The sequence below is a fragment of the Agrobacterium leguminum genome (genome assembly GCF_015704895.1).
GTDB classification, from domain to species: Bacteria; Pseudomonadota; Alphaproteobacteria; order Rhizobiales; family Rhizobiaceae; genus Agrobacterium; species Agrobacterium leguminum.
The window spans coordinates 26,548-50,022 of sequence record NZ_JADQWB010000012.1 but is presented as its reverse complement, the minus strand read 5'-3'; the positions used below and the strand labels follow the sequence as shown (position 1 = coordinate 50,022).

The window sequence follows — 23,475 nt, the reverse complement described above, 5'->3', positions numbered from 1 at the left end:
GTCTGGAAAAGTCAGGCTGAAAGAAGGGTTTTAAGGGCGTCGATGGAAATGGCCTCGACCCTAGAGGCCTTGCCGGTGCCGGCATTGAAGCCCGTGGTCGTATTGGCCGCGCAGAGCGAATTGAGGATCGCTTCCTCCGTCGCCTCTATCGCGGCTTCGAAGAGCGGCGAAATCGCATCGTTGGAAAGTTCCGGGTATTCTGCGACGGCCTTGCGGCGCGCAGGCGTGCGGCGAAGGCGCTCATCGGTGGAGAATGCCAGTGCGTAGTCGCCGGAACCATTGCTGAGTGCGGCGCCCGTGCGGGCCAGCCCGCCGAAGCTTCTGGCCGCCAGACGCTTCAGATTGCGGGAGGAGAGCGGCGCGTCGGTGGCGACCACGATGACGATGGAGCCGTCCTTGTCCTTATGCTCTGGGCTGACATAGGGCTTGCCACAGACCAGCAGATGGCCGCCATAATTGGATTGTACCAGCACGCCGAGCGTATAGGTCTTTCCGGCGATGGTGACGATGCGGGATGCGGTGCCGATGCCGCCCTTCATGCCGAAGGCGACCGTACCGGTTCCGGCACCCACGCCGCCCTCGGCCACCGGGCCTGTTGCAGCATTTGCCAACGCGGCTGATATTTCATCGACCGTCGGGCGGCCGGCACGGATGTCGTTCAGGCGGGAATCGTTGGTCTCTCCGACGACAGCATTGATCGAGACGACTTTCTCATTGCCCGGCTGTGCCAGAGTATGGCGATTGATCGCCTCGATTGCCCGGCCCGTTGCCAGCGTATTGGTGAGGATGATGGGTGTTTCGAGCTCGCCCAGTTCCTCGATCTGGGTCGATCCGGCAAATTTGCCGAAGCCGTTATAGACGGCGAAGGCGGCGGGCACCTTGTCCTGAAACAGATTGCCGCCATGCGGAAGGATCGCGGTTGCGCCGGTGCGGATCGTGTCGCCTTCGATGACGGTCGAATGGCCGATGGTCACGCCTTCGACATCGGTGATGGCGTTGAGCGGGCCGGTCTCGAAATGGCCGGGCCGGAAACCGATATCGCGCAGTCTCGGGCGGGTCGTCTGATGCATCGGGCGATCACTTTTGCGGAATGCAGGCTGAAATTGGAGCAGACGCGGCTTGCGAAAAGCTTTGCCTGTCCGAACGTTAGCCTAGTTCTCCGCGAAACGGCATCGCAAAAATGGAATAGTTTTATGCGGGCAATGGATGCGCTCAGGAGGCGCGCAGCGTGGGTTCGCCTTCACGCTCCAGCCATTGCCGCATGGCTTCCTCGGTCTCTTCGCGCGTGGGTGCGCCGATGCGGCCGCCGAAGATCGTGCATTTAAGCGCGGCGGCAACGGAGGAGAGCCGGATGGCCGCACGGCTTTCCATGCCTTCAGCCATCGCCAGCGCAAAGGTGCCGTGAAAGATATCGCCCGCCGCCAGCGTATCCACTGCCTTAATCTGCATCGTCGTCTGGAAATGCACGGTCGGATCGCCGGCCTCCGTCCACCAGCAGCCCGCCGGTCCGGCGGTGACGGCGATAAAGGTTTGCGGATAGCGGGCGTGTAGCACCGGTAGCATGTCTTTTACAGTTTCGATGCCCGTCAGCCGGGCGGCGGCGGGTTCGGAAAAGACGATATGGGTTGCGGCGGGGGCCAGCTTCTCAAGGGTTTCGACGGGTGCAACGTCACCATCCAGAATGGCTGGTTTGCCCAGAGTGCGTGCCACAGTCAGAACATCGAGCGCCAGTTCCGGCCAGCGAACATCAACCAGAACGGCATCAAAGGGGGCAATATCTTCCGGCGTACAGGAGCGTTTTTTTTCATGCAGGCGATGATCGTAAAAAGGCACGATCAGCCGTTCTCCCCGGTCATCGATGATGATCGTCGATAGTGCCGAGCGCGCCCCGGCGGCAAGGGTCATGCCGGCAACATCGATGCCGCTTTCGGCGAGATCGCGCAGGATGCGGGTGCCGGTTTCGTCATCGCCCACCGCGCCCCACAGGCTGGCGCGGCCGCCCATGCGATGGACGGCATAGGCGGCGCTTGACGCCATGCCTTCGGCAATCTGCAACATCTCGTAGGGCAGAACCTTGCCTTCGCCCTTGGGCATCTCATGCACGCGAAACAGGGTGTCAAGCACGGCGGCTCCGACGCAGAGCACATGCTTGCCGCCCGGTTCCTTCACCATTCTCTTCGCTCCTGCCGTGTTCAGATACGCTTGCCGCTGTCCTTGTCGAACAGATGCACGGTTGCCGGATCGATGGCAATATGGATCGTATCGCCGAAGCGGACATTGAGGCGCTCGCGGAACAGGCAGGCGATGTCGTCGCCCTTGCAATTGAGCTTGGCGTAGATTTCCGAGCCGGTGCCTTCGACCAGTTCGACCCGGCCTTCGATGCCGGTCTCAGCGGCGCGGATATGTTCCGGCCGCACGCCATAAACGAGATCGCGGCCGCCGAGCGTGCCGATATCGGCATTGGCGGGCAGCGGCAGGCTAAGGCCCTTGGCGGTGCGGAACACACCTTCTTCGACGCGGCCGCGAATGAAATTCATGGCGGGCGAACCGATGAAACCGGCGACGAAGAGATTGGCGGGATTGTCGTAAAGCTCAAGCGGCGCGCCGATCTGCTCGATGACGCCATCATGCAGCACCACGATCTTGTCGGCCATGGTCATGGCTTCCACCTGGTCGTGGGTAACATAGATGGTGGTCGTGCCGATGCGCTGGTGCATGGCCTTGATCTCGCCGCGCATCTGCACGCGCAGCTTGGCGTCGAGGTTGGAAAGCGGCTCGTCGAACAGGAAGACCTGCGGATCGCGCACCAGGGCGCGGCCCATGGCGACACGCTGGCGCTGGCCGCCGGAAAGCTGGCGCGGGTAACGGTCCAGCAGCTTTTCCAGCCCCAGAATGGCGGCGGCCCTGTCGACCTTGGCCTTGGTTTCCTCGGCGCTCACCTTCTTCAGCTTCAGCGCGAAGCCCATATTGTCCTTCACCGTCATGTGCGGATAAAGGGCGTAGTTCTGGAAGACCATGGCGATATCGCGGTCGCGGGCGGGCAGGTTGCTGACCTCGCGCGCGCCGATGTGGATTTCGCCATCGCTCAGCTCTTCCAGCCCGGCGATCATGCGCAGCAGGGTGGACTTGCCGCAGCCGGAAGGGCCAACGAGCACGACGAATTCGCCATCCTTGATGTCGATATCGATGCCGTGGATGATGTTGACCGCGCCGAAGCGCTTCTGGACGTTCAGGATATTGACCGGTGCCATGTTTTTGGTTCCCGTTACGAGCAATTCCAGCAAAAGTGCGTCGCGGTTTTGCGTCCGGAATTGCGTTAAAAGAGTAAGGGCATGGAATGCCCTTCGTTAGGTTCAGCCGCCCTTGACGGCGCCGGCGGTCAGGCCCGCCACGATCTGTTTCTGTGCGAACATGGTCAGCAGCAGCACCGGCAGCGTCACGATCAGAGCTGCGGCGGCAAGCGGACCCCAGCTCACCTGTTCGAAGGACAGCATGTTGTAGACCGCGACCGGCAGGGTGCGCGTTTCACGGCTGGCCAGCACGATGCCGAAGACGAAGTTGTTCCACGAGAAGATGACCGCGAGGATGAAGGAGACGACGATGCCGGGCTTGGCGATCGGCAGCGCCACCAGCCGGAACACCTGCCAGGAGGATGCGCCGTCTATGCTAGCCGCCTCTTCCAGCTCCTTCGGCGTGGTCTCGAAATAACCGATCATGATCCAGACGACGATCGGAACCGTCACCACCAGATGGATGATGATCTGCGGCCAGAGTGTGCCCAAGAGGTTCAGCCATTGAAACAGCAGGAACAGCGGAATGAGGAAGGAGAGGCCGGGCGTCATGCGGGCGATCATGATGACGACGGCGGATTTTTCCGCCTTCAGCCTCGCGATGCCGTAACCGGCGGGTACGCCGATCACCAGCGCCAGAATGGTGGCGGCACCGGTGACGAGGACCGAATTCCAGAAATAGAGGAAGAAATTATTCTCCTCGAACACCTTCACATAATTCGACCAGGCGAAGCGTTCGGGAATGAGGATCGGCGGGTAGGCGCCGTTGTCGATTTCATATTTCAGCGACAGCGAGATCATCCAGATGAAGAACAGGATGACCGGCGAGATCATCACCAGCGCCACGAAGAACAGGCCGATGCGATCAAGCGTCTTGCGTTTCAGAATCTGGCGGCTCATCAGCGATCCTCCATCTCGTTCCATTGCGAGCGCTGGCGCACCATCAAAAGCACGAAGGAGAGCGCCACGATGATGACGAAGAAGACGACGGCCATGGCCGAGCCGTAACCAATGTCGTAATAGGCGAATGCCGTATTGTAGAGATAGATATTGATGGTTTCGGACGCCGTTCCGGGTCCGCCTTGAGTCATCGCATAGATGATGTCGAAGCTTTTGACGGCATCGATGGAGCGGATGATGACGGCGATCATCAGGAACGGCGCAATCATCGGCATGGTCAGGTAACGGAACTTCTGCCAGGCGTTGGCACCGTCGATTTCCGCGCTTTCATAGGGTTCGCGCGGCACTGCGGCCAGCCCGCCGAGCACGATCAGCATGACGAGCGGCGTCCATTGCCAGGTCTCCACCAGCACCAGCGAGGGGATGACGGTGGACTGGTTGTAAATCCATTCCAGCGGGCCGATGTGGATGAAGGAGAGCAGATAATTCAGCACGCCGAGCTGCGGGTGGAACATCATGGTCCAGACGAGCGCGATGGCGACCGGGGTCGCCATCATCGGCATGACGAAGACGCCACGCAGGAAACCGCGCAGCGGAAATTGCGCATCGAAAACCAGCGCCGCCAATGTTCCGAGGAATAGTGGGGCGACGACCGACAGCACGGTATAGATGAGCGTGTGCCAGAGCGATTCCCAGAACCGGGCGTCGCTGGCGAGCCGGATGTAGTTCTCGAAACCGATAAAGCTCTGCTCCTGTCCGAGCGTCCAGCGATGTGCGCTCATCCAGAGGGTGAACACCCATGGAAAAACGATCACGGCTGATATGACGACAAGTGCCGGTATGACAAAGGGCCAGTAGTTGGGAGCAAGCCTTGCCGGCCTGCTCCCTTCTTTACGACTGACGCCTGTTTTGGTGTTTTCGATGCTCACGGAGGCCATTATCCCTCGCTACGCGCCAGAACGGGTGCGAACTGTTCGGTTGCCTTCTTGAGTTCGGCTGCCGGATCCGCGCCGCCGATCATGTTGGTGAGGCCGACGCCGTAGATATCGCGGAATTCCGTCACCGGAATGATGACGGGCAGCGCAAGCTGCGAGACCTTGCCGGAACCGACGACCGCATCCAGCCAGGCAGCCGGCATCTTCACGCCTTCGCGCACCTTCTGGTCTTCGAGGATGGACTGGCGGAAGGGAACGCCCGCACCGGCCTGCAGGAGACGTGCACCCATTTCATGCGAAATCGCCCATTGGCAGAAGAGATAGGCAGCTTCCTTCTTGCTGCTGGCTTCGACAACACCAAGACCATCGCCGAAGGTGCCGGCGGCCTGGGTTGCAGGACCCTTCGGCATGACGCCATAACCGACCTTGCCGACCACGCGGGATTTTTCCGGGTTCTCGATTGGCGGCGCAAAACCGACGCCATCGAACCACATGCCGATCTTGCCCTGCAGGAAGGCCGACTGCGCTTCCGCCCAGTTGAAGCCGGAGACACCGGGAGGGGCGGCTTTGGTCATCAGGCGCTGATAGAGCTTGGCGGCTTCCACCGCTTCCTTGGATTCGGTAACGAGTTTGCCGTCCGCGCCGATGGGCTTTGCGCCGTAACCCAGCATCAGCGAGGTCCAGACCGGGGTATTGGCGTTCTTCAGGCCACGCGCCACGAAACCATAGGTGTTGGTTGCGGGATCGGTGATCTTTTCTGCCGCCGTTACCAGCTCCTCGAAGGTCTCAGGGTATTTCAGGCCCTTGGCTTCGAAGAGTTCCTTATTCCAGTAGACGATCCAGTAATCCACCGAGAAGGGCAGCGAGCGCAGCACGCCGTCGCTATCCTTGGCAAACAGCATGCCGGCGTCAGCAAAATCCTTTTCGACAAGCGACGGATCGGTCAGCGACGGGTCTTTCAGGAAGCCGCTGATATCGGCGAGCCATTTGCCCTTTTCGAACTGGCGCTTCTGGACGTGATAGCTCAGATGCACCACATCGAAGCTCGGCTTGCCGGAGGAAAGCTCGATCACCACCTTCTGGCGCTGCTGCTGTTCCGGGGTGGCTTCGGCATTGACCTTGATGCCGGTCAGCTCTTCGAATTCGCCGAGATATTTGATCAGCGTTTCGCTGCGCGGGCTTTTGACGAGGTTGACTTCAAGCGTGGTGCCGGCGTGTTTTTTCCAGTTCACCGCTGCCGATGCCGGGCGAATGCCGAGCATCGCGCCGCCGCCAAGCGCCGCCGTGCCTGCCAGAAAGGCGCGACGCGTGGGGTTGAGCAATGAATGCGTCATGTCAGTTCTCCTCCAGATTAGCCGGAAATTCTCCTCACCCCGGCTTGTTGCTTATTTTCCTGCAATCCCGGCACAGGACCCTCTTCAGTCCCTGCCGGAATTGCCCTAAACCGCCAGCGCCCTGTCCCTTGCGTTGCGGATATGGGCGGTCAGCCGCTCCACGGCGTCTTCGACGGATCGCCTCTCGATGGCCTCGAGAATGGCGAGATGTTCCTTCATCACCGACTTCACATGGCCGGCGATGCGGAAGCGCTCCTGATTGATAAGGCGCATCTTGATGGAATTGACCCGGTAGGCGTTCGAGATGATCGAATTGCCGAGCGCATCGATGAAGGCGTCGTGCATGCCCCAGTCCACCTGCTGCGCATGCTCGTCCAGTTCCGGCGATTCCCCGCCATTTTCAGCCGCTTCGGCAATATCGCGATGCTGTTTCAGGAGCTTTGCGATGGCCTCGTCGGAGGCCGAGCGGGTAAAGAGCGCGACAGCCTCCTTTTCGAGAAAGATACGGAACTGGAACGCCTCGCGGATAAGGTTGAGGTCGATATGGGCGACCTGCAACCCCCGCTGCGGCACGGTCTTGATCAGACCTTCCGCCTCCAGCCGTGGAATGGCCTCCCGGATCGCCCCCAGCGGCAGACCCGTCAATTCCACGAGGCGGCGTTGCGAGATGAACTGCCCCGGGCGAACGTCGCGCGAGAGAAGGTGATGCGTAAAGCTTTCATACGCCCGTTCCCGCAATGTCTGTTCGCCGGTATCTTCCATGCTCAACCTTTCAAGGTCTGTTCAGGCGGCCTGTTTGCGAAACAGCGCGTCGAATGCGCCTTCGATCCGCCGCCGGTCTTCAGCCGAAATGGCGACGAGTGGCGCGCGTACATCCGCCCAGATATTTTCTCCTGTCGTGTGTGATACCAGCACCTTGACCGCTGGCGTAACCGGGAATTTCAGAAGTTCCACAACAAGATCTTCGACGCGCTTGTCGTCCTTGCCGTCAACGGCCATGGCGCGGACTTCCTGTGTCAGGAAATTGGCGACGCCGGAGATCGCGCCCTGGCCGCCGAGGCGAACACCCTTCGCCAGATCGCGCTCATCGCCGATCAGGATGGCGAGATCGCCATGTTCTTTCAGCAGGCGCTCGGTATGGCTCCAGTTGCCGGAGGAGTCCTTGACGCCGGTGACGATGCCGGGGAATGTCTTTTTCAGCCGTCCAACCAGCTCGACCGACAGTGTCACCATGGTCACGGAAGGGATGTTGTAGACGAGAATATCGCGTGCTTCCTTGCCGATCTTTTCGAACACCGCCGAGAACCAGGCAAACAGGCCGTCATCGCCGACATTCTTGAAATAGGAGGGTGGAGCGAGAAGAATATTGCGGGCGCCGGCCTTCAGGGCCTCGGCCGACTGGTCGGCAGCGTCCTCGATGGAATCCACCAGAACGCCGGTGACCAGACGGGAAGGCGCAACGCCCGCCTCGATGAAGCGGGAAAGAATGACCTGCCGTTCACGGCTGCCGACGGAGCATCCTTCGCCCGTGGTGCCGAAGAGTGTCACGCTGTCGCAGCCATTTGCGAGGCAGCGTCGGGCATGGGCGATCATGGCGTCGATATCGACCGTTCCGTCCTTTTTGAAAGGGGTGGTCAGGGCTGCCGAAAGGCCGAATTTCTGGGTCAAGTAAGATGCTCCTCGAAGGTGATTGCGCATTGATAACGCACTGACATGTTAGTTGTAAAGAGGTAATTGCAGTTTGATTGTTCGGAAGATGGGAATCGAGGAATTCGCTTCGTCGTGTGTTGAGCGGCAATGCTGCGAGGCGTTGGGATGGAAGGGTTGTACAGGGGCAGGGGGGCTGCTTTACCGTGGCGACAGCGGGCTTATGCTCTTTGCAGGGCGAGCGGATAAATGCGAAAATAAAATTTGACTGTTGGAGTAAAGATTTTTATCAGCAATCTGAATATTAGGGATAAAGGGACCATCATCATGACCATTGCGGAGCCGTCAGCGCCTGTAGCAGACATTGAGCAGAGCCGCGTCAAGCGCCTGAAAGCTGCGACGCGCGGCGCGCATGGCGATCTCGATGCTTTCATCATGGCATCGAAGCCGTTCGAGAGCCGGGAGAACTTCGGTAAATTCGTGGAAACGCAATATCTTTTCCATCGTGACCTCGATGTCTTCTTTTCAAATGCGACGCTCGATGGCCTGCTTCCCGATCTCAAGGGCCGCCGCCGTCTCTCCATGATCGAGCAGGACCTTGCCGATCTCGGCCTTTCCATTCCCGAAACGGCGGAGCCGCGCTTCACCGGTGAAACGCCGTTCGATCTGCCGGAGGCCATGGGTTGGCTTTATGTGGTCGAAGGCTCCAATCTGGGCGCTGCTTTCCTGCTGAAAGATGCTGCCAAGCTTGGTCTGAATGAAGACTTCGGCGCGCGCCATCTGGCCGGCGCTCCGGAAGGACGCGGCCTGCACTGGCGCACTTTCACCGCCGCGCTCGATGAAATTTCGCTGACAGTCGAAGAGGAAGAGCGGGTCATCGCCGGTGCGGAAGCCGCTTTCCGGGCCGTGCATGCCTATGCGCAGCAGCGCCTCGTCTGAGATTTCGGCATAGCTTTGCGATTGTTGTCCTCATCGCGCAGACGTGCCCCGTTGCACGTGTGTGTTCGATTGAGTCGTAAAATCCCTGCACCGTCACCCCGGACTTGATCCGGGGTCCAGTGCGATCAAGTCCTTGATCGCGAAAGGCTCCTCTCACGGCGCAGACGCGCCGTGGCTGGATGCCGGCTCAAGGCCGGCATGACGGAGGAGAGGGTTTCGGATGCCGTTCAGCGCTCCGCGACCGATATAAGAGCCACCCATTCCCCGCAGATTGCGTTCGATATTTGCCGAATAAACAGGCAAATAATTTTATTAAATGATAAAATTTTTATCTTTTGGTAAAAATAATTCGCCTCCAAAATTTTATCCATTTGATAAAATTATTTTATTTGGTCTGGCACAGAACCTGCTACTCTTTTGCCAAGTCAGGAGACACCTGATGCAAAAAAGGGAACAGCAAGATGGAAGTTGGTGTTTTTATCCCGATCGGGAACAATGGTTGGCTGCTGTCAGAAAACGCGCCGCAATACAAACCGAGTTTCGACCTGAACAAGGCCATCACGTTGAAGGCAGAGCAATATGGTTTCGATTTCGCTCTTTCGATGATCAAGCTGCGCGGCTTTGGCGGCAAAACCGAATTCTGGGACTATAATCTGGAATCCTTCACGCTGATGGCAGGCCTTGCCGCCGTCACCTCCAAGATCAAGCTGTTCGGCACGGCCGCAACGCTGGTCATGCCGCCGGCCATCGTTGCCCGCATGGCGACGACCATCGATTCCATTTCCGGCGGCCGTTTCGGCATCAATCTTATTACCGGCTGGCAGCGGCCGGAATACAGCCAGATGGGGCTTTGGCCGGGCGACGATTATTTCGGCGATCGTTATGAATATCTCGGCGAATATACGACAGTCCTCAAGGAATTGCTGACCGAGGGCCAGTCGGACTACAAGGGCAAGTTCTTCCAGATGGAGGATTGCCGCATGAAGCCGGTGCCGCAGGGCGACGTCAAACTCATCTGCGCCGGTTCCTCCAACTCCGGCATGGCGTTTTCGGCCAAGTTCGCCGATTACAGCTTCTGCTTCGGCGTCGGCGTCAATACGCCAAAGGCCTTCGCGCCCACCAATGAGCGGCTGCTGGCGGCAACGGAAAAGACCGGTCGCGAGGTTAAGTCCGTCGTGCTGACCATGATCCTTGCCGAGGAAAAATCCGAAGATGCCTGGGCGAAATGGGAGCACTACAAGGCCGGTGCGGATGAGGATGCGATCAAGTGGCTCGGCCTGCAAAGCGCTGTCGATACCAAATCCGGCTCCGACACCAATGTCCGGCACATGTCCAATCCCGTCTCGGCGGTCAACATCAACATGGGAACGCTGATCGGCTCCTATGAGGAAGTGGCGGCCATGCTGGACGAGATGAGCGAAGTGCCGGGAACGGGCGGCGTGATGTTGACCTTCGACGACTTCCTCGAAGGCGTCGAGAAATTCGGCAAATATGTGCAGCCGCTGATGAAGAGCCGCGCGCATGTTCAGGCTGCACTGGAGGCTGCGGAATGAGTGAAGCCGTCGTGGCGGGTTACAAGGGGCCGGAAAGCCGTTCGGAAAGCGTGACGCTTCCCGCAAGGCCGGAGCCGATTACCCTGAAACCCAGCGAGACCGCCGTTGTCGTGGTCGATATGCAGAACGCCTATTCGACCGAAGGCGGTTATGTCGATCTGGCCGGTTTCGACATTTCGGGGGCCAAGGGCACCATCTCCAACATCAAGAAGACGCTGGATGCGGCGCGGGCGGCGGGCGTTCAGGTCATCTACTTCCAGAATGGCTGGGACAAGGATTATGTCGAGGCGGGCGGGCCGGGTTCGCCCAACTGGCATAAGTCCAACGCCCTGAAGACCATGCGCAAGAGGCCGGAGCTGCAGGGCCAGCTCTTGGCAAAGGGCACGTGGGATTACGCCATCGTCGACGAGCTGCAGCCGCAGCCCGGCGATATTCTGGTGCCGAAGACGCGTTACAGCGGTTTCTTCAATACCAATATGGACAGCGTGCTGCGCGCCCGCGGCATCCGCAATCTGGTCTTCGTCGGCATCGCCACCAATGTCTGCGTGGAAAGCTCGCTGCGCGACGCCTTCCATCTCGAATATTTCGGGGTGATGCTGGAGGATGCCACACATCATCTCGGGCCGGACTATATCCAGCAGGCGACGGTCTACAATGTCGAGAAGTTTTTCGGCTGGGTCGCCACCGTCAATGATTTCTGCGGCGTCATCTCGCAGGCCGCACCCGTTAGCGCTTGATATCCAACCACAAGAGGAGAACGAAATGCCGAAGAAGATCGTCGTGCCCGCCGGCACCAGCAAGCCCATCGCTCCCTTTTCGCCGGGAACCCTTGCCGATGGCGTGGTTTACGTTTCCGGTACGCTGCCCTTCGACAAGGACAATAATGTCGTGCATGTGGGCGATGCCAGCGCGCAGACCCGCCATGTTCTGGAAACCATCAAGTCCGTCATCGAAACCGCCGGCGGCACGATGGAGGACGTTACCATGAACCATATCTTCATCACCGACTGGGCCAACTACCAGGCCGTTAACACGGTCTATGCCGAATATTTCCCCGGCGACAAGCCGGCGCGTTATTGCATCCAGTGCGGCCTCGTAAAGCCCGATGCGCTGGTGGAAATCGCCACCGTCGCCCATATCGGCAAATAGGGCGAAACGGCAGATGATGCATTTCGAGGTTCATGGCCGGACTGATCCTGAGGCGCCTACAATCCTGCTGTCATCGGGGCTGGGCGGATCGGGCGCCTATTGGACGCCGCAGATCGAAGCCCTTTCCGATCATTTCCGGATCGTCACCTACGATCATCGCGGAACCGGCAGGACTGGCGGCGAGGTGCCGCTGGATGGCGGCATATCGGCGATGGCGGATGATGTGCTGGAAATCGCTTCGGCGCTGAACCTCGATAAATTCCACTTCATGGGTCATGCGCTTGGCGGCCTGATCGGCCTCGATATCGCGCTGCGCAGGCCCGGTCTCATCGACAGGCTCGTTCTGATCAATGCCTGGAGCAAGGCCGATCCGCATTCCGGGCGCTGCTTCGATGTGCGGATCGAGCTTCTGGATAAATCCGGCGTTGAGGCTTTCGTGAAAGCCCAGCCGCTGTTTCTTTATCCGGCCGCCTGGATGTCGGAACATCAGGAGCGGCTGGCGCGGGACGATGCCCATGGCGTCGCGCATTTTCAGGGGAGGGCGAATGTGCTTCGGCGCATCGCGGCGCTGAGGGGCTTCGACGTCGATAGTCGCCTCGGCGAGATCGGCAATCCGGTTCTGGTGGTGGGCACGAAAGACGATCTTCTGGTGCCCTACACCCGCTCCCTGCGTCTCGTTGAGGGTTTGCCGCATGGCGAACTCTGCCTTCTCGATTTCGGGGCGCATGCGGTCAATATTACCGAAGCTGACCTTTTCAACGCTCGGCTTTTGCAGTTTCTGCTACCGGCAACACGAACATTCTGACGGGATTTTTAGGACAATGACCACAGCACTCGACGACAAGGCACTTGCAGCACTTTTCACCGCGGCGCGCACCCACAATGGCTGGGCTGACAAGCCGGTCGGCGACGAGACGCTGAGAGAGCTTTACGATCTGACGAAGATGGGTCCGACCTCGGCCAATTGCTCGCCGGGGCGTTTCGTGTTCGTGCGCAACCAGGAAGCGAAAGAAAAACTGCGGCCGGCGCTTTCTTCGGGCAATCTTGAAAAGACCATGGCAGCACCCGTCACCGTGATCGCTGCCATCGACCGCGAATTTTACGAGAAACTGCCGATGCTGTTTCCGCATGCCGATGCCCGTTCGTGGTTCACCTCCAGCCCGGCCGTGGCCGAGGAAACGGCCTTCCGCAATGCCACGCTACAGGCGGGTTATCTCATCCTAGCAGCCCGCTCGTTGGGACTGGATACCGGGGCAATGTCCGGTTTCGACAAAGGCAAGGTGGATACGGCGTTTTTCGCAGGCACGACGTGGAAGTCCAATTTCCTGATCAATCTCGGCTATGGCGATCCGTCGAAGCTTTTCGGACGGTTGCCCCGCCTTGGCTTTGAAGACGCCTGTGTGCTGGCTTGATGGCCTGTTAAGGAAGGATGGGTTAGATGCAGATGATGTCTCTTGAAAAGGAAGCGGAAATGGAGACGAAGACTGCACAGCAGCGTAGCCTCGATTATAGAAACGCTATGGCGCGGCTCGGTGCGGCGGTCAATATCGTCACCACGGACGGGGCGGCAGGCCGTGCAGGCTTTGCAGCGACAGCGGTTTGCAGCGTTTCCGACAATCCGCCCACGCTTCTTATCTGCCTCAACCGCAATTCTTCCGCCTACAGGGTGGTGAAGGCCAATGGCGTCGTCTGCGTTAACACGCTCGCCGCCCATCACGAGGTGCTGAGCACGCTTTTCGGCGGCAAGACGCCGGCGGAAGAGCGTTTCGCCGCCGGGAGCTGGGGTGTGCTTGAAACCGGCGCGCCGGTTCTGGAGGACGCGCTTGTCTCTTTCGACTGCCGCATTCGCGAGGCGCATGACGGCGGCACGCATGATATTCTGATCTGCGATGTCGTCGATATGAAGATCAATGCGGGCGATGAGGCGCTGATGTATTTCAACCGGCGTTACCGGGTGCTTTGAGCGCGGTCTTTTGAAAGTTGGAAGTGGCGGCAGTCTATCGACAAAGTCCCGCGAAACGGTTCCGTTTGGCGCGGCCGTAGCATCCGCACAAGTCCGGCATGACGGACGAAACGTATCGTCGTTTCTCAGAAATTCGAAGGCGTTTCCGGTCTCCCGGAAACGCCCTTTTCATTTACTTGATCAGCGGCAGAAGATCGTTGATCGACTTCTTGGCGTCGCCGTAGAACATGCGGGTATTGTCCTTGTAGAACAGCGGGTTCTCGATGCCGGAGTAACCCGTTCCCTGGCCGCGCTTGGAGACGATGACCAGTTTGGACTTCCACACTTCCAGAACCGGCATGCCGGCAATCGGCGAGTTCGGATCGTCCTGGGCGGCCGGATTGACGATGTCGTTGGAGCCGATGACGATGACGACGTCGGTATTGGGGAAGTCGTCGTTGATCTCGTCCATTTCCAGCACGATGTCGTAGGGCACCTTGGCCTCGGCCAGCAGCACGTTCATGTGGCCGGGAAGACGGCCTGCGACCGGGTGGATGGCGAAGCGCACGGTTTTGCCGTCGGCGCGCAGCTTGCGGGTCAGTTCGGAGACCGCGGCCTGCGCCTGCGCCACCGCCATGCCGTAGCCGGGAACGATGATGACGCTGTCGGCGTCATTCAGCGCTGCGGCCACGCCTTCGGCGTCGATCGCCACCTGCTCGCCCTCGATTTCCATCGCCGGACCCGTCGTGCCGCCGAAGCCACCGAGGATGACCGAGATGAAGGAGCGGTTCATGGCCTTGCACATGATGTAGGAGAGGATCGCACCCGAGGAGCCGACCAGCGCACCGGTGACGATCAGCAGATCGTTGCCGAGCGTAAAGCCGATTGCCGCCGCCGCCCAGCCGGAATAGCTGTTCAGCATCGAGACGACGACAGGCATGTCGGCGCCGCCGATGCCCATGATCAGGTGATAACCGATGAAAAAGGCGGCAAGCGTCATCAGCACCAGCGTCCAAGCGCCGGCGCCGTTGCAATACATGATGAGCAGCACGAGCGACAGGATCGCAGCGCCGGCATTGAGCAGATGCCCGCCCGGCAGTTTCTTCGCCTTGCCGTCCACCTTGCCGGCAAGCTTGCCGAAGGCGACGACGGAGCCGGTGAAGGTGACCGCGCCGATGAAGACGCCGAGGAAGACCTCGACCTTCATGATCGCCAGTTCTACCGGCGTCTTGTGGGCGAGAATGGCGGAAAAGCCCGTCAGCAGCGAACGGGCGGTCTCATCGAGCGAGGCGACATGCGCTTCCTCGATATGGGCGTTGAAGCCGATGAAGACGGCGGCAAGGCCGACGAAGGAGTGAAGGGCTGCAACAAGCTGCGGCATTTCGGTCATCTGCACGCGGCTTGCGACGAAATAGCCGAGAACGGAGCCGCCCGCCAGCATCAGCAGCACCACGAGCCACTGCCCGACGCCCTTGCTGATCTCAGGGCCGAAGACGGTGGCGACGATGGCGAGACCCATGCCGACAATGCCGTACCAGACGGCGCGTTTGGCGCTTTCCTGTCCGGAAAGGCCGCCAAGAGAAAGGATGAAAAGAACGGCTGCGGCAACATAGGCCGCGGAAACGATACCAATGGTCATTGAATGTCCCCTACACGGCTCAGGACTTCTGGAACATGGCGAGCATGCGCCGTGTCACGAGGAAACCGCCGACGATGTTGATCGTCGCGATCAGGACGGAAAGCGAGGCGAGGATCACCACCAGCCAGTTGCCGGAACCGATCTGCAGCAATGCGCCGATGATGACGATGCCGGAAATCGCGTTCGTCACCGCCATCAGCGGTGTGTGCAGCGAGTGGCTGACATTCCAGATGACCTGGAAACCGACGAAGCAGGCCAGCACGAAGACGATGAAGTGGCTCATGAAGCTTGCCGGCGCGAAAGCGCCTACCAGAAGCAGGATCGCCGTACCGACGGTGAGCAGGCCGACCTGGCTTTTCGTCTGCGCCTTGAAGTCCGCATGTTCCTTGGCGTGCTTTTCCTCAGGCGTGAGTTCTTTTGCTCTTTCCTTCGGCTTCTGCGCGGCAATCGCCTGAATTTTCGGCGGTGGCGGGGGGTAAGTGATTTCACCCTGATAGGTGACCGTCGCACCGCGGATGACGTCGTCTTCCATGTTGTGAACCGGCTTGCCGTCCTTGGCGGGCGTCAGATCGGTCATCATGTGGCGGATGTTGGTGGAATAGAGCGTCGAGGCCTGTGTGGCCATGCGGCTCGGGAAATCCGTATAGCCGATGACGATGACGCCATTCTCTGAGACGACGCGCTGGTCGGGAACCGTGAGGTCGCAATTGCCGCCGCGTTCGGCAGCGAGGTCGATGATGACCGAACCCGGCTTCATCATCGCCACCATGTCGGCGAGCCAAAGTTTCGGGGCGTCGCGGCCCGGAATGAGCGCCGTGGTAATGACGATATCGATCTGCGGCGCGAGTTCGCGGAATTTTTCGAGCTGCTTCTCGCGGAATTCCGGCGAGGAGGGGGCGGCATAACCGCCGGTGGCGGCGCCGTCCTGCTGCTGATCGGCGAAATCGAGATAGACGAATTCCGCGCCCATGGATTCGATCTGTTCGGCCACTTCCGGGCGAACGTCGAAGGCATAGGTAATGGCGCCGAGCGATGTGGCCGTGCCGATGGCGGCAAGACCGGCGACGCCTGCGCCGATGACCAGCACCTTGGCGGGCGGCACCTTGCCGGCGGCTGTGACCTGACCGGTGAAGAAGCGGCCGAAATTATTGCCGGCCTCGATCACCGCGCGATAACCGGCGATATTGGCCATGGAGGACAGGGCGTCCATCTTCTGGGCGCGGGAAATGCGCGGCACCATGTCCATGGCGATGACATTTGCGCCCTTTTCCTTCGCCTGCTCCAGAAGGTCCTTGTTCTGGGCGGGATAGAAGAACGAGATCAGCGTCTTGTCCGAAGACAGGCGATCAATCTCCGACGTTTCCGGCGGACGAACCTTGGCGATGATGTCGGAACCGGCGTAAAGCGCATCGGCGCTATCGACGATCGTTACACCGGCTGCGCGATAGGCGTCGTCGGAAAAACCCGCCGCCTTGCCTGCACCGGTTTCAAGAATGCAATCATATCCGAGTTTCTGCAATGCCTGGGCGCTGTCGGGCGTCATGCCGACGCGCGCCTCGCCCTCATATAATTCCTTAGGTGTCCCGATTCTCAAAATGGCTCTCCCTCTGCCTGATAATATAGGGGGGTCATAGCCTATTCAGGGGGGCTTTGTCTCCATATTGATTTTGTCTTGCCTGCGACGGAATGACAGCCCGCTGCGACAGTCTTGTTCGATATGCGGACGTACTGCGCAATAAAAGAACCCGGCGCTTCAGCGCCGGGTTCCGAAAATGTCAAACAGGGTATGGCTCAATCCATGGCGTGGATATCGCGATCCTTGGTTTCCGGCAGGAACAGCAGGCCGACGACCAGTGTGATGCCTGCGAAGATGATCGGGTACCAGAGGCCGTAATAGATGTCGCCTTTCGCCGCGCTCATCGCAAAGGCGGTGGCGGGCAGAAGGCCGCCGAACCAGCCGTTACCGATGTGGTATGGCAGCGACATGCCGGAGTAGCGGATGCGGGTCGGGAACAGTTCGACCAGCAGGGCCGCGATCGGGCCGTAAACCATCGTCACGTAGATGACGAGGACGGTCAGGACCGCGATGATGACGACCCAGTTCACGGCGGCCGGATCGGCCACCATGGAGAAGGTGCCGCCGCCGGCTACGGTGTAGACGGCCATTTCCGCGGCACCAGCGGCTTCTGCCGGTGTCAGTAGCTTGTCCGCCACCAGCTTGTCGGTCGCGACCATCTTCTTGTCGGCAGCGCGAACGGCCTCCGCATTGAGGTTAAGCTCCGGGTTTGCGGCAATGAAGGCATCCAGTTTCGCGTCCGGCACCTGCGCCGCGCCGCGCACCAGCGGGTAGCCGCCATCGTGAAGCGCCATGTTGACCTGCTTCTGGAAGGCCTTGTCCTTGGCTGCCGCATCCGCGCCGGCGGCGGCCGCGTCGTAGCTGGCGATGGTCGCATCGCCGATCTTGATGCTGGCCGGCTGACCGGCTGCTCCTGCAACCACGTCATAGGGAACGGAGTTGCGCGTCAGGAACGAGGTGGCGATATCGCAGGATGTGGTGAATTTCGCCGTGCCGGTCGGGTTGAACTGGAACTTGCAGTCGCCGGGGGCTGCGGTCACGGTGGCGCGAACGCTGGACTGGGCTTGTGCAAGCGCCGGGTTGCCGGCCCATGTCAGTGCCTTGAACAGCGGGAAGTAGGTCAGCATGGCAAGGATGAGACCGGCCATGATGATCGGCTTGCGGCCGATCTTGTCGGAAAGCCAGCCGAAGATGACGAAGAAGCTGGTGCCGAGGATGAGGGCCGCCGCCACCATGATATTGGCGGACTGGCCGTCGACCTTCAGAATGCTCTGCAGGAAGAACAGCGCGTAGAACTGGCCCGTATACCAGACGACGGCCTGGCCGATGACGGCACCGACAAGCGCGATGAGCGCGATCTTGGCGTTTTTCCACTGGCCGAAGGCTTCGCTGAGCGGCGCCTTGGATGTCTTGCCTTCTTCCTTCATCTTCTTGAAGGCGGGAGATTCGTTCATTTTCAGACGAATCCAGACCGATACGCCGAGCAGCAGAACGGAGACGAGGAAGGGAATGCGCCAGCCCCAGGCTGCGAAGGCTTCCTTGCCGAGTGCGAACTGCACGCCGAGAATGACCACCAGCGACAGGAACAGGCCGAGCGTCGCCGTCGTCTGAATCCACGAGGTGTAATAACCCCTGCGGCCGTTCGGTGCATGTTCGGCGACGTACGTTGCCGCACCGCCATATTCACCGCCAAGCGCCAGGCCCTGCAGCATGCGCAGAACGATCAGGATGATCGGAGCGGCAATGCCGATCTGCGATGCGCCGGGCAGGACGCCGACGAGGAAGGTCGAAACGCCCATGATGAGGATGGTGATGAGGAAGGTATATTTGCGGCCGACAATGTCGCCCAGACGGCCGAATACCAGCGCGCCGAAGGGGCGCACGAGGAAGCCGGCGGCGAAGGCCAGCAGCGCAAAGATGTTCCGTGTCGTTTCTGGATATTGGCTGAAGAAGTTCGCGCCGATATAGATCGCGAGCGAGCCGTACAGATAAAAATCGTACCATTCGAAGACTGTTCCGAGAGAAGAGGCGAAAATCACCTTCTTCTCTTCACCCGTCATTGGACGGGCGGCGCCGCTCACGGCTGCAATATCTGCCATTGTCTGTCCTCCACAGATGTCCCAATTGGCGCATTGCGGAGCCCATCTCTCTCCTCCGGACTCCCCATAAGGGTGCAATGCGCGGAGTGTCAGAGTGACAGAAAATTAACTGCAATAAGAGCGATGCTTTCGGATTATGACTTTAGTCTAATGCAAGGCGTCCCGAAAATGTCGCGAGGCCGATTTGACGTCTTGCGCAAGACGTCTCCAAACGCGCCTTTTTTCTTGACACAAACAAGAAACCTTCTAATAGCTTCTCGCGAAGAAGGAGCATCACCTTGCGCATGCATGTTGCAGACATGTTCGTCATGGAAGGACCGGCACAATCCGCCGGCGATGATCCGCGCCTTTCTCATCCTACCCGAATTACGGCCAAAACGACGATTAAAACCGTCTAACGTCTCTGGCCACCGCTCTCTCCCCGGTTTGGCTGGGGATCGAGGAAGCCGCGATCTGATGCGGGTTCCCACCTCACCAAAAAGAGGAGAGACAGAAAGAGAGCTTGATCATGGGTTTCAAAGTTGCAATTGCAGGCGCCACCGGCAACGTCGGTCGCGAAATGCTCAATATCCTGGCCGAACGCGGTTTCCCCGCCGATGAAGTCGTGCCGCTCGCTTCCGCCCGCTCGCAGGGCACGGAAGTCTCCTATGGCGACCGCACGCTGAAGGTCTCGAACCTCGAGAACTACGATTTTTCCGACACGGATATTTGCCTGATGTCGGCCGGTGGCGATGTTTCCAAGAAGTGGTCGCCGAAGATCGGCCAGCAGGGCTGCGTCGTCATCGACAACTCTTCCGCATGGCGCTACGATCAGGACGTTCCGCTGATCGTTCCGGAAGTCAATGCCGATGCGGTTGCGGGCTTCACCAAGAAGAACATCATCGCCAACCCGAATTGCTCCACGGCACAGCTCGTCGTCGCGCTGAAGCCGCTGCATGACTTCGCCAAGATCAAGCGCGTCGTCGTCTCCACCTACCAGTCGGTTTCCGGCGCCGGCAAGGAAGGCATGGACGAGCTGTTCCAGCAGACCCGCGCCGTCTTCGTGGCCGATCCGGTCGAAGCCAAGAAGTTCACCAAGCGCATCGCCTTCAACGTCATTCCGCATATCGACGTCTTCATGGAAGATGGCTACACCAAGGAAGAGTGGAAGGTTCTGGCCGAAACCAAGAAGATGCTCGATCCGAAGATCAAGGTAACCTGCACGGCCGTGCGCGTTCCGGTCTTCATCGGCCATTCGGAATCGGTCAATATCGAGTTCGAAAACGAGATCACCGCCGATCAGGCGCGCGATATCCTGCGCGAAGCGCCGGGTTGCCTCGTCATCGACAAGCGCGAAAACGGCGGCTACATCACCCCGGTTGAATCCGCCGGTGAGGACGCGACCTATATCTCGCGCATCCGCGAAGATGCGACGGTCGAAAACGGCCTCAACCTGTGGGTTGTTTCCGACAATCTGCGCAAGGGTGCGGCTCTCAACGCCGTCCAGATCGCCGAACTCTTGATCAATCGTGGTTTCATCAAGCCCCGCAAGGCGGCTGCCTGATACCATTTTTTAAGGTTCGTTAAGTATAACCCGTCTGTTCTGTGTGGGGCAGGCGGGTTTCATAATTGGCGACGATCACGGCCAGTTTATTTGCAGGCCTTGCTGCCGAAAGGCAATTTAGGCCGCCAAAAAGCAATTTGGCACCTGAATCATACAGTATTGACGGTTTGGTTCTCGGGAAAAATTCCCCAAAGGATATCGAAGGCAGATTTTGATGCGGGCAATGAAGGTAATTCTGGCTGGTGTGGCCATGGTTTCGGTTCTGGCAGCGACGCCGGTTATGGCTGCGCAATGCGGCAACACTTCGGCGGGCTTCGATGCCTGGGTCGGCGCCTTCAAGCAGGAAGCGGCGGGCCGCGGCGTCAGCGCCTCGGTGCTCGACCGTGCTTTCTCCGGCGTCTCCTACAACCAGGCGACGATCCGCGCAGATCGCGGCCAGCACAGCTTCAAGCTCTCCTTCGAACAGTTCATGCAGAAGCGTGGCGGTCAGACGATCATTTCGCGCGGCAAGACCATGAAGAAGAACAACGCTTCTCTCTTTGCTTCCATCGAGCGCGCCTATGGCGTGCCGGCCGGTCCGCTGCTCGCCATCTGGGGCATGGAAACCGGCTTTGGCGGCTTCATGGGCAACCAGCACACGCTTTCCGCCGTGGCGACGCTCTCCTTCGATTGCCGTCGTTCGGATTATTTCACCGAGCAGCTTTATGCGGCCCTCAAGCTCGTCGGCAGCGGTTCGCTGAACGTCAACGCCAAGGGTGCGGCCCATGGTGAAATCGGCCAGACGCAGTTCCTGCCGCTGAACGTCGTGCGTTACGGCGTGGATTTCGACCGCGACGGCCGGATCGATCTCGTCGGTTCGCGCGCCGATGCGCTGGCCTCCACAGCGAACTTCCTTGTCGGCCATGGCTGGCAGCGCGGCGCCGGTTATCAGCAGGGACAGGCGAATTACGCGGCCATCCAGGGCTGGAACGCCGCAAGCGTCTACCAGCAGGCCATTGCCTTCATCGGCAAGGCGATTGACGGCCAATAAGGCCGCTTTCCACGGGCTAAAATTTCACTTCCGTCATGCCGGACTTGATCCGGCATCCAGCCACGGCGCGTCTGCGCCGTGGAGAAAGTCTTTTAGCGATCGAGGACTTGATCGCGCTGGACCCCGGATTAAGTCCGGGGTGACGAGGCTTTGAAAATCACAGATCCGGACGACGGAAATCGCCCGTTTTGCTGTCCATCACCCACAATTCGCCGGTCGAAATATCGAACCATGCGCCGTGCAGCTTCACCTTGCCGGCGGTTTCCTGCGCCTTGACGAAGGGGAAGCCGCGCAGATTGGCGATGGAGTTGCGGATGGAAACGCGTTCCAGTGCGGTCTGGCGCTCGGAAGCGGTCATCACGTCATTGCTCTGGATCTGCTCGGCCGCGGACTTGACCATGTTCATCCATTTGCCGATGAAATCGCCGGGAGACAGCGGCTCGAGATTGGGATCGAGCGCTGCCTGAATGCCGCCGCAGCGGCCGTGGCCCATGACGACGATGTCCTTCACCTTCAGAACCTGAACGGCGTATTCGATGGCCGCCGAAGTGGCGTGGTACTGCCCGTCCGGCTCGAAGGGCGGCACCATGTTGGCGACGTTGCGGACGACGAAAAGCTCTCCCGGTCCGCAGTCGAAAATGGTTTCCGGCGCGGAGCGGGAGTCACAACAGGCAATGAACAGGGTCTGCGGCTTCTGTCCGGTGTCGGCCAGAACGCGGTATCTTTCGCGCTCGTCGACGTAGCGGCCGCTCATGAAGTTCTTGTAGCCGTTGAGAAGGGTTTCCGGAAAATCTTTCATCTATCGCAGTACCGTTGTGGTTGGACCGAGATCAAGAGAAGAACTCGGTGCGTTGAAGACCAATCCTTTGGAGCATTTTCGCTTTTCTTCGAACCGCGAAACCGCTCCAACTCCTTTTTTGCCGCATTGCCGGACGGAAAACCGAGGGCCACTTTTCCTGGACATGCTCTAGCCGCTATTTGCGCTTGCTGCGCGAAGGATGCAAGAGATGGCGCATCTGCACCATGGCCATGGGTGTGGAGAGACTTGAAGAGTCCGTCTCCAGCGTCAATTCATTCATGTCGCGTTTTTTGGTGCGCGCCAGAATTTCGAAGACGCTGGCGGTTGCGAGCTGCAGCGCCTTTTCGTCATCCATGCCTTCCAGCAGGCGGGCGAGGAACAGCGCCGACATCAGGTCGCCGAGGCCGTTCGGCGCATTCTCGATGGCGCGATGTTCGGCAAGCAGCGCGTGGCGGCCGCTGAGATAAAGATTGCCGGTGCCGCCCGTCATCATCGGCACGGCTGAGGTGACCAGCATTTTCGGCGGGCCGAGGGCGAGCGCGGCATCCATGATGGCATTGTTGGTCTCGAGCTCCGCGCCGCTCATCCAGGCGAGTTCATAACGGTTCGGCGTGGCGACCGTGGCAAGCGGAATGAGGTGATCGCGGATGGCTTCGGCGGTCTCGAGCGGAATGTAAAGCCCGCCCAGATCGCCCATGACCGGATCGCAGGCGTAAATCAGCGACGGGTTCTTTTCCTTCAGATTGCGGATCAGCCTTGCGACAGAGCGCACCTGCGCGGCGCTACCGAAATAACCGGTCAGAACAGCCTTGACCTCGCCGATCCATTTGGCGTTTTCGAGGTCGGTCATCGCCTTGTCGAAATCGTCGTCCTGAAAGCGCATGCGGGTGGAAGGGCCGTGGCCGGGATGCCAGGGCATGACGATGGTGGGCACCGCCCAGACGGGATAACCGAGTGTCTCCAGCGCAAAGACAGCGGCGCGATTGCCGACGGAACCACGCATGACATGGCTGGAAATGACGATGACGGCGCCCTGTGTATTTTCCTGCATCACGGCCTTCTTGCTTTCAAACGAGGCAGAAAGCCCGCAAGTGCACCCC

22 protein-coding genes are annotated in these 23,475 nt (G+C 59.7%); 9 read left to right on the top strand and 13 right to left on the bottom strand.

The features are described from left to right. Positions 1 to 11: 11 nt before the first annotated feature. From I3J13_RS17445 to I3J13_RS17410, 8 genes are all read right to left on the bottom strand, one after another. Positions 12 to 1,070, bottom strand: coding sequence for a P1 family peptidase (locus I3J13_RS17445; protein WP_196379574.1), 1,059 nt, complete (start codon positions 1,068 to 1,070; stop codon positions 12 to 14). Positions 1,071 to 1,212: 142 nt separating this feature from the next. After that, positions 1,213 to 2,172, bottom strand: coding sequence for a sugar kinase (locus tag I3J13_RS17440; RefSeq protein WP_196379573.1), 960 nt, complete (start codon positions 2,170 to 2,172; stop codon positions 1,213 to 1,215). A gap of 20 nt (positions 2,173 to 2,192) precedes the next feature. Then, a complete protein-coding gene (locus I3J13_RS17435; protein ID WP_196379572.1) occupies positions 2,193 to 3,251 on the bottom strand; it encodes an ABC transporter ATP-binding protein in 1,059 nt (352 codons plus the stop codon). Between the two features lie 102 nt (positions 3,252 to 3,353). Continuing rightward, on the bottom strand, positions 3,354 to 4,175 hold the full coding sequence (locus I3J13_RS17430; protein ID WP_031233854.1) for a carbohydrate ABC transporter permease: 822 nt from the start codon (positions 4,173 to 4,175) through the stop codon (positions 3,354 to 3,356). Between the two features lie 14 nt (positions 4,176 to 4,189). Then, entirely contained in the window at positions 4,190 to 5,128 is a 939-nt protein-coding gene (locus I3J13_RS17425; RefSeq protein WP_142779712.1) for a carbohydrate ABC transporter permease, read from the bottom strand. Then, positions 5,128 to 6,459, bottom strand: a complete 1,332-nt coding sequence (locus I3J13_RS17420; protein WP_196379571.1) for an ABC transporter substrate-binding protein — start codon at positions 6,457 to 6,459, stop codon at positions 5,128 to 5,130. Before I3J13_RS17420 ends, I3J13_RS17425 begins: the two co-directional genes overlap by 1 nt. Positions 6,460 to 6,564: 105 nt before the next feature. Then, positions 6,565 to 7,221, bottom strand: coding sequence for a GntR family transcriptional regulator (locus tag I3J13_RS17415; protein ID WP_020810165.1), 657 nt, complete (start codon positions 7,219 to 7,221; stop codon positions 6,565 to 6,567). A gap of 21 nt (positions 7,222 to 7,242) precedes the next feature. Then, positions 7,243 to 8,127, bottom strand: a complete 885-nt coding sequence (locus tag I3J13_RS17410; RefSeq protein ID WP_196379570.1) for a dihydrodipicolinate synthase family protein — start codon at positions 8,125 to 8,127, stop codon at positions 7,243 to 7,245. Positions 8,128 to 8,433: 306 nt separating this feature from the next. On the opposite strand from I3J13_RS17410, the gene I3J13_RS17405 reads away from it, so the two are divergent. The 7 genes from I3J13_RS17405 (at position 8,434) to rutF (ending at position 13,710) form a co-directional block, all read left to right on the top strand. Continuing rightward, a complete protein-coding gene (locus tag I3J13_RS17405) occupies positions 8,434 to 9,045 on the top strand; it encodes a biliverdin-producing heme oxygenase (RefSeq protein WP_020810167.1) in 612 nt (203 codons plus the stop codon). A gap of 461 nt (positions 9,046 to 9,506) precedes the next feature. Then, a complete protein-coding gene (gene rutA / locus I3J13_RS17400; protein WP_142844954.1) occupies positions 9,507 to 10,598 on the top strand; it encodes a pyrimidine utilization protein A in 1,092 nt (363 codons plus the stop codon). Beyond that, complete coding sequence (gene rutB, locus I3J13_RS17395) at positions 10,595 to 11,335, top strand: pyrimidine utilization protein B (protein WP_196379569.1); 741 nt, start codon at positions 10,595 to 10,597, stop codon at positions 11,333 to 11,335. The genes rutA and rutB overlap by 4 nt, the downstream gene beginning before the upstream one ends. A gap of 25 nt (positions 11,336 to 11,360) precedes the next feature. Beyond that, positions 11,361 to 11,747, top strand: a complete 387-nt coding sequence (gene rutC / locus I3J13_RS17390) for a pyrimidine utilization protein C (protein WP_003492069.1) — start codon at positions 11,361 to 11,363, stop codon at positions 11,745 to 11,747. A 13-nt stretch (positions 11,748 to 11,760) separates the two neighbouring features. Continuing rightward, on the top strand, positions 11,761 to 12,552 hold the full coding sequence (gene rutD / locus I3J13_RS17385) for a pyrimidine utilization protein D (RefSeq protein WP_196379568.1): 792 nt from the start codon (positions 11,761 to 11,763) through the stop codon (positions 12,550 to 12,552). A 16-nt stretch (positions 12,553 to 12,568) separates the two neighbouring features. After that, the gene (locus I3J13_RS17380) at positions 12,569 to 13,159 is read left to right on the top strand and encodes a malonic semialdehyde reductase (RefSeq protein ID WP_196379567.1); all 591 of its coding nucleotides are present in this window, start codon (positions 12,569 to 12,571) and stop codon (positions 13,157 to 13,159) included. A gap of 26 nt (positions 13,160 to 13,185) precedes the next feature. Next, the gene (gene rutF, locus I3J13_RS17375; RefSeq protein WP_059760055.1) at positions 13,186 to 13,710 is read left to right on the top strand and encodes an NADH-dependent FMN reductase RutF; all 525 of its coding nucleotides are present in this window, start codon (positions 13,186 to 13,188) and stop codon (positions 13,708 to 13,710) included. 172 nt (positions 13,711 to 13,882) lie between these two features. On the opposite strand, the gene I3J13_RS17370 is transcribed toward rutF, so the two are convergent. The 3 genes from I3J13_RS17370 to I3J13_RS17360 all read right to left on the bottom strand — a co-directional run bounded on the left by I3J13_RS17370 (position 13,883) and on the right by I3J13_RS17360 (position 19,003). After that, entirely contained in the window at positions 13,883 to 15,328 is a 1,446-nt protein-coding gene (locus I3J13_RS17370; protein WP_003522629.1) for an NAD(P)(+) transhydrogenase (Re/Si-specific) subunit beta, read from the bottom strand. 19 nt (positions 15,329 to 15,347) lie between these two features. Then, positions 15,348 to 16,922, bottom strand: coding sequence for a Re/Si-specific NAD(P)(+) transhydrogenase subunit alpha (locus I3J13_RS17365; RefSeq protein WP_196379566.1), 1,575 nt, complete (start codon positions 16,920 to 16,922; stop codon positions 15,348 to 15,350). A gap of 197 nt (positions 16,923 to 17,119) precedes the next feature. Next, a complete protein-coding gene (locus I3J13_RS17360) occupies positions 17,120 to 19,003 on the bottom strand; it encodes an MFS transporter (RefSeq protein ID WP_196379565.1) in 1,884 nt (627 codons plus the stop codon). A 508-nt stretch (positions 19,004 to 19,511) separates the two neighbouring features. On the opposite strand from I3J13_RS17360, the gene I3J13_RS17355 reads away from it, so the two are divergent. Together I3J13_RS17355 and I3J13_RS17350 are read left to right on the top strand one after the other, a co-directional pair. Next, entirely contained in the window at positions 19,512 to 20,546 is a 1,035-nt protein-coding gene (locus tag I3J13_RS17355; protein ID WP_003522626.1) for an aspartate-semialdehyde dehydrogenase, read from the top strand. Between the two features lie 214 nt (positions 20,547 to 20,760). Beyond that, positions 20,761 to 21,576 carry a lytic murein transglycosylase gene (locus tag I3J13_RS17350; RefSeq protein ID WP_003522625.1) on the top strand — a complete coding sequence of 272 codons (816 nt, stop codon included), beginning with the start codon at positions 20,761 to 20,763 and terminating at the stop codon, positions 21,574 to 21,576. 157 nt (positions 21,577 to 21,733) lie between these two features. On the opposite strand, the gene I3J13_RS17345 is transcribed toward I3J13_RS17350, so the two are convergent. Then, positions 21,734 to 22,375 carry a carbonic anhydrase gene (locus I3J13_RS17345; RefSeq protein WP_006312112.1) on the bottom strand — a complete coding sequence of 214 codons (642 nt, stop codon included), beginning with the start codon at positions 22,373 to 22,375 and terminating at the stop codon, positions 21,734 to 21,736. Between the two features lie 175 nt (positions 22,376 to 22,550). Beyond that, positions 22,551 to 23,426 (bottom strand): pyridoxal kinase PdxY, encoded by an 876-nt coding sequence (pdxY, locus tag I3J13_RS17340; protein WP_031233580.1) that lies wholly within the window; start codon positions 23,424 to 23,426, stop codon positions 22,551 to 22,553. Between the last annotated feature and the right edge of the window lie 49 nt (positions 23,427 to 23,475).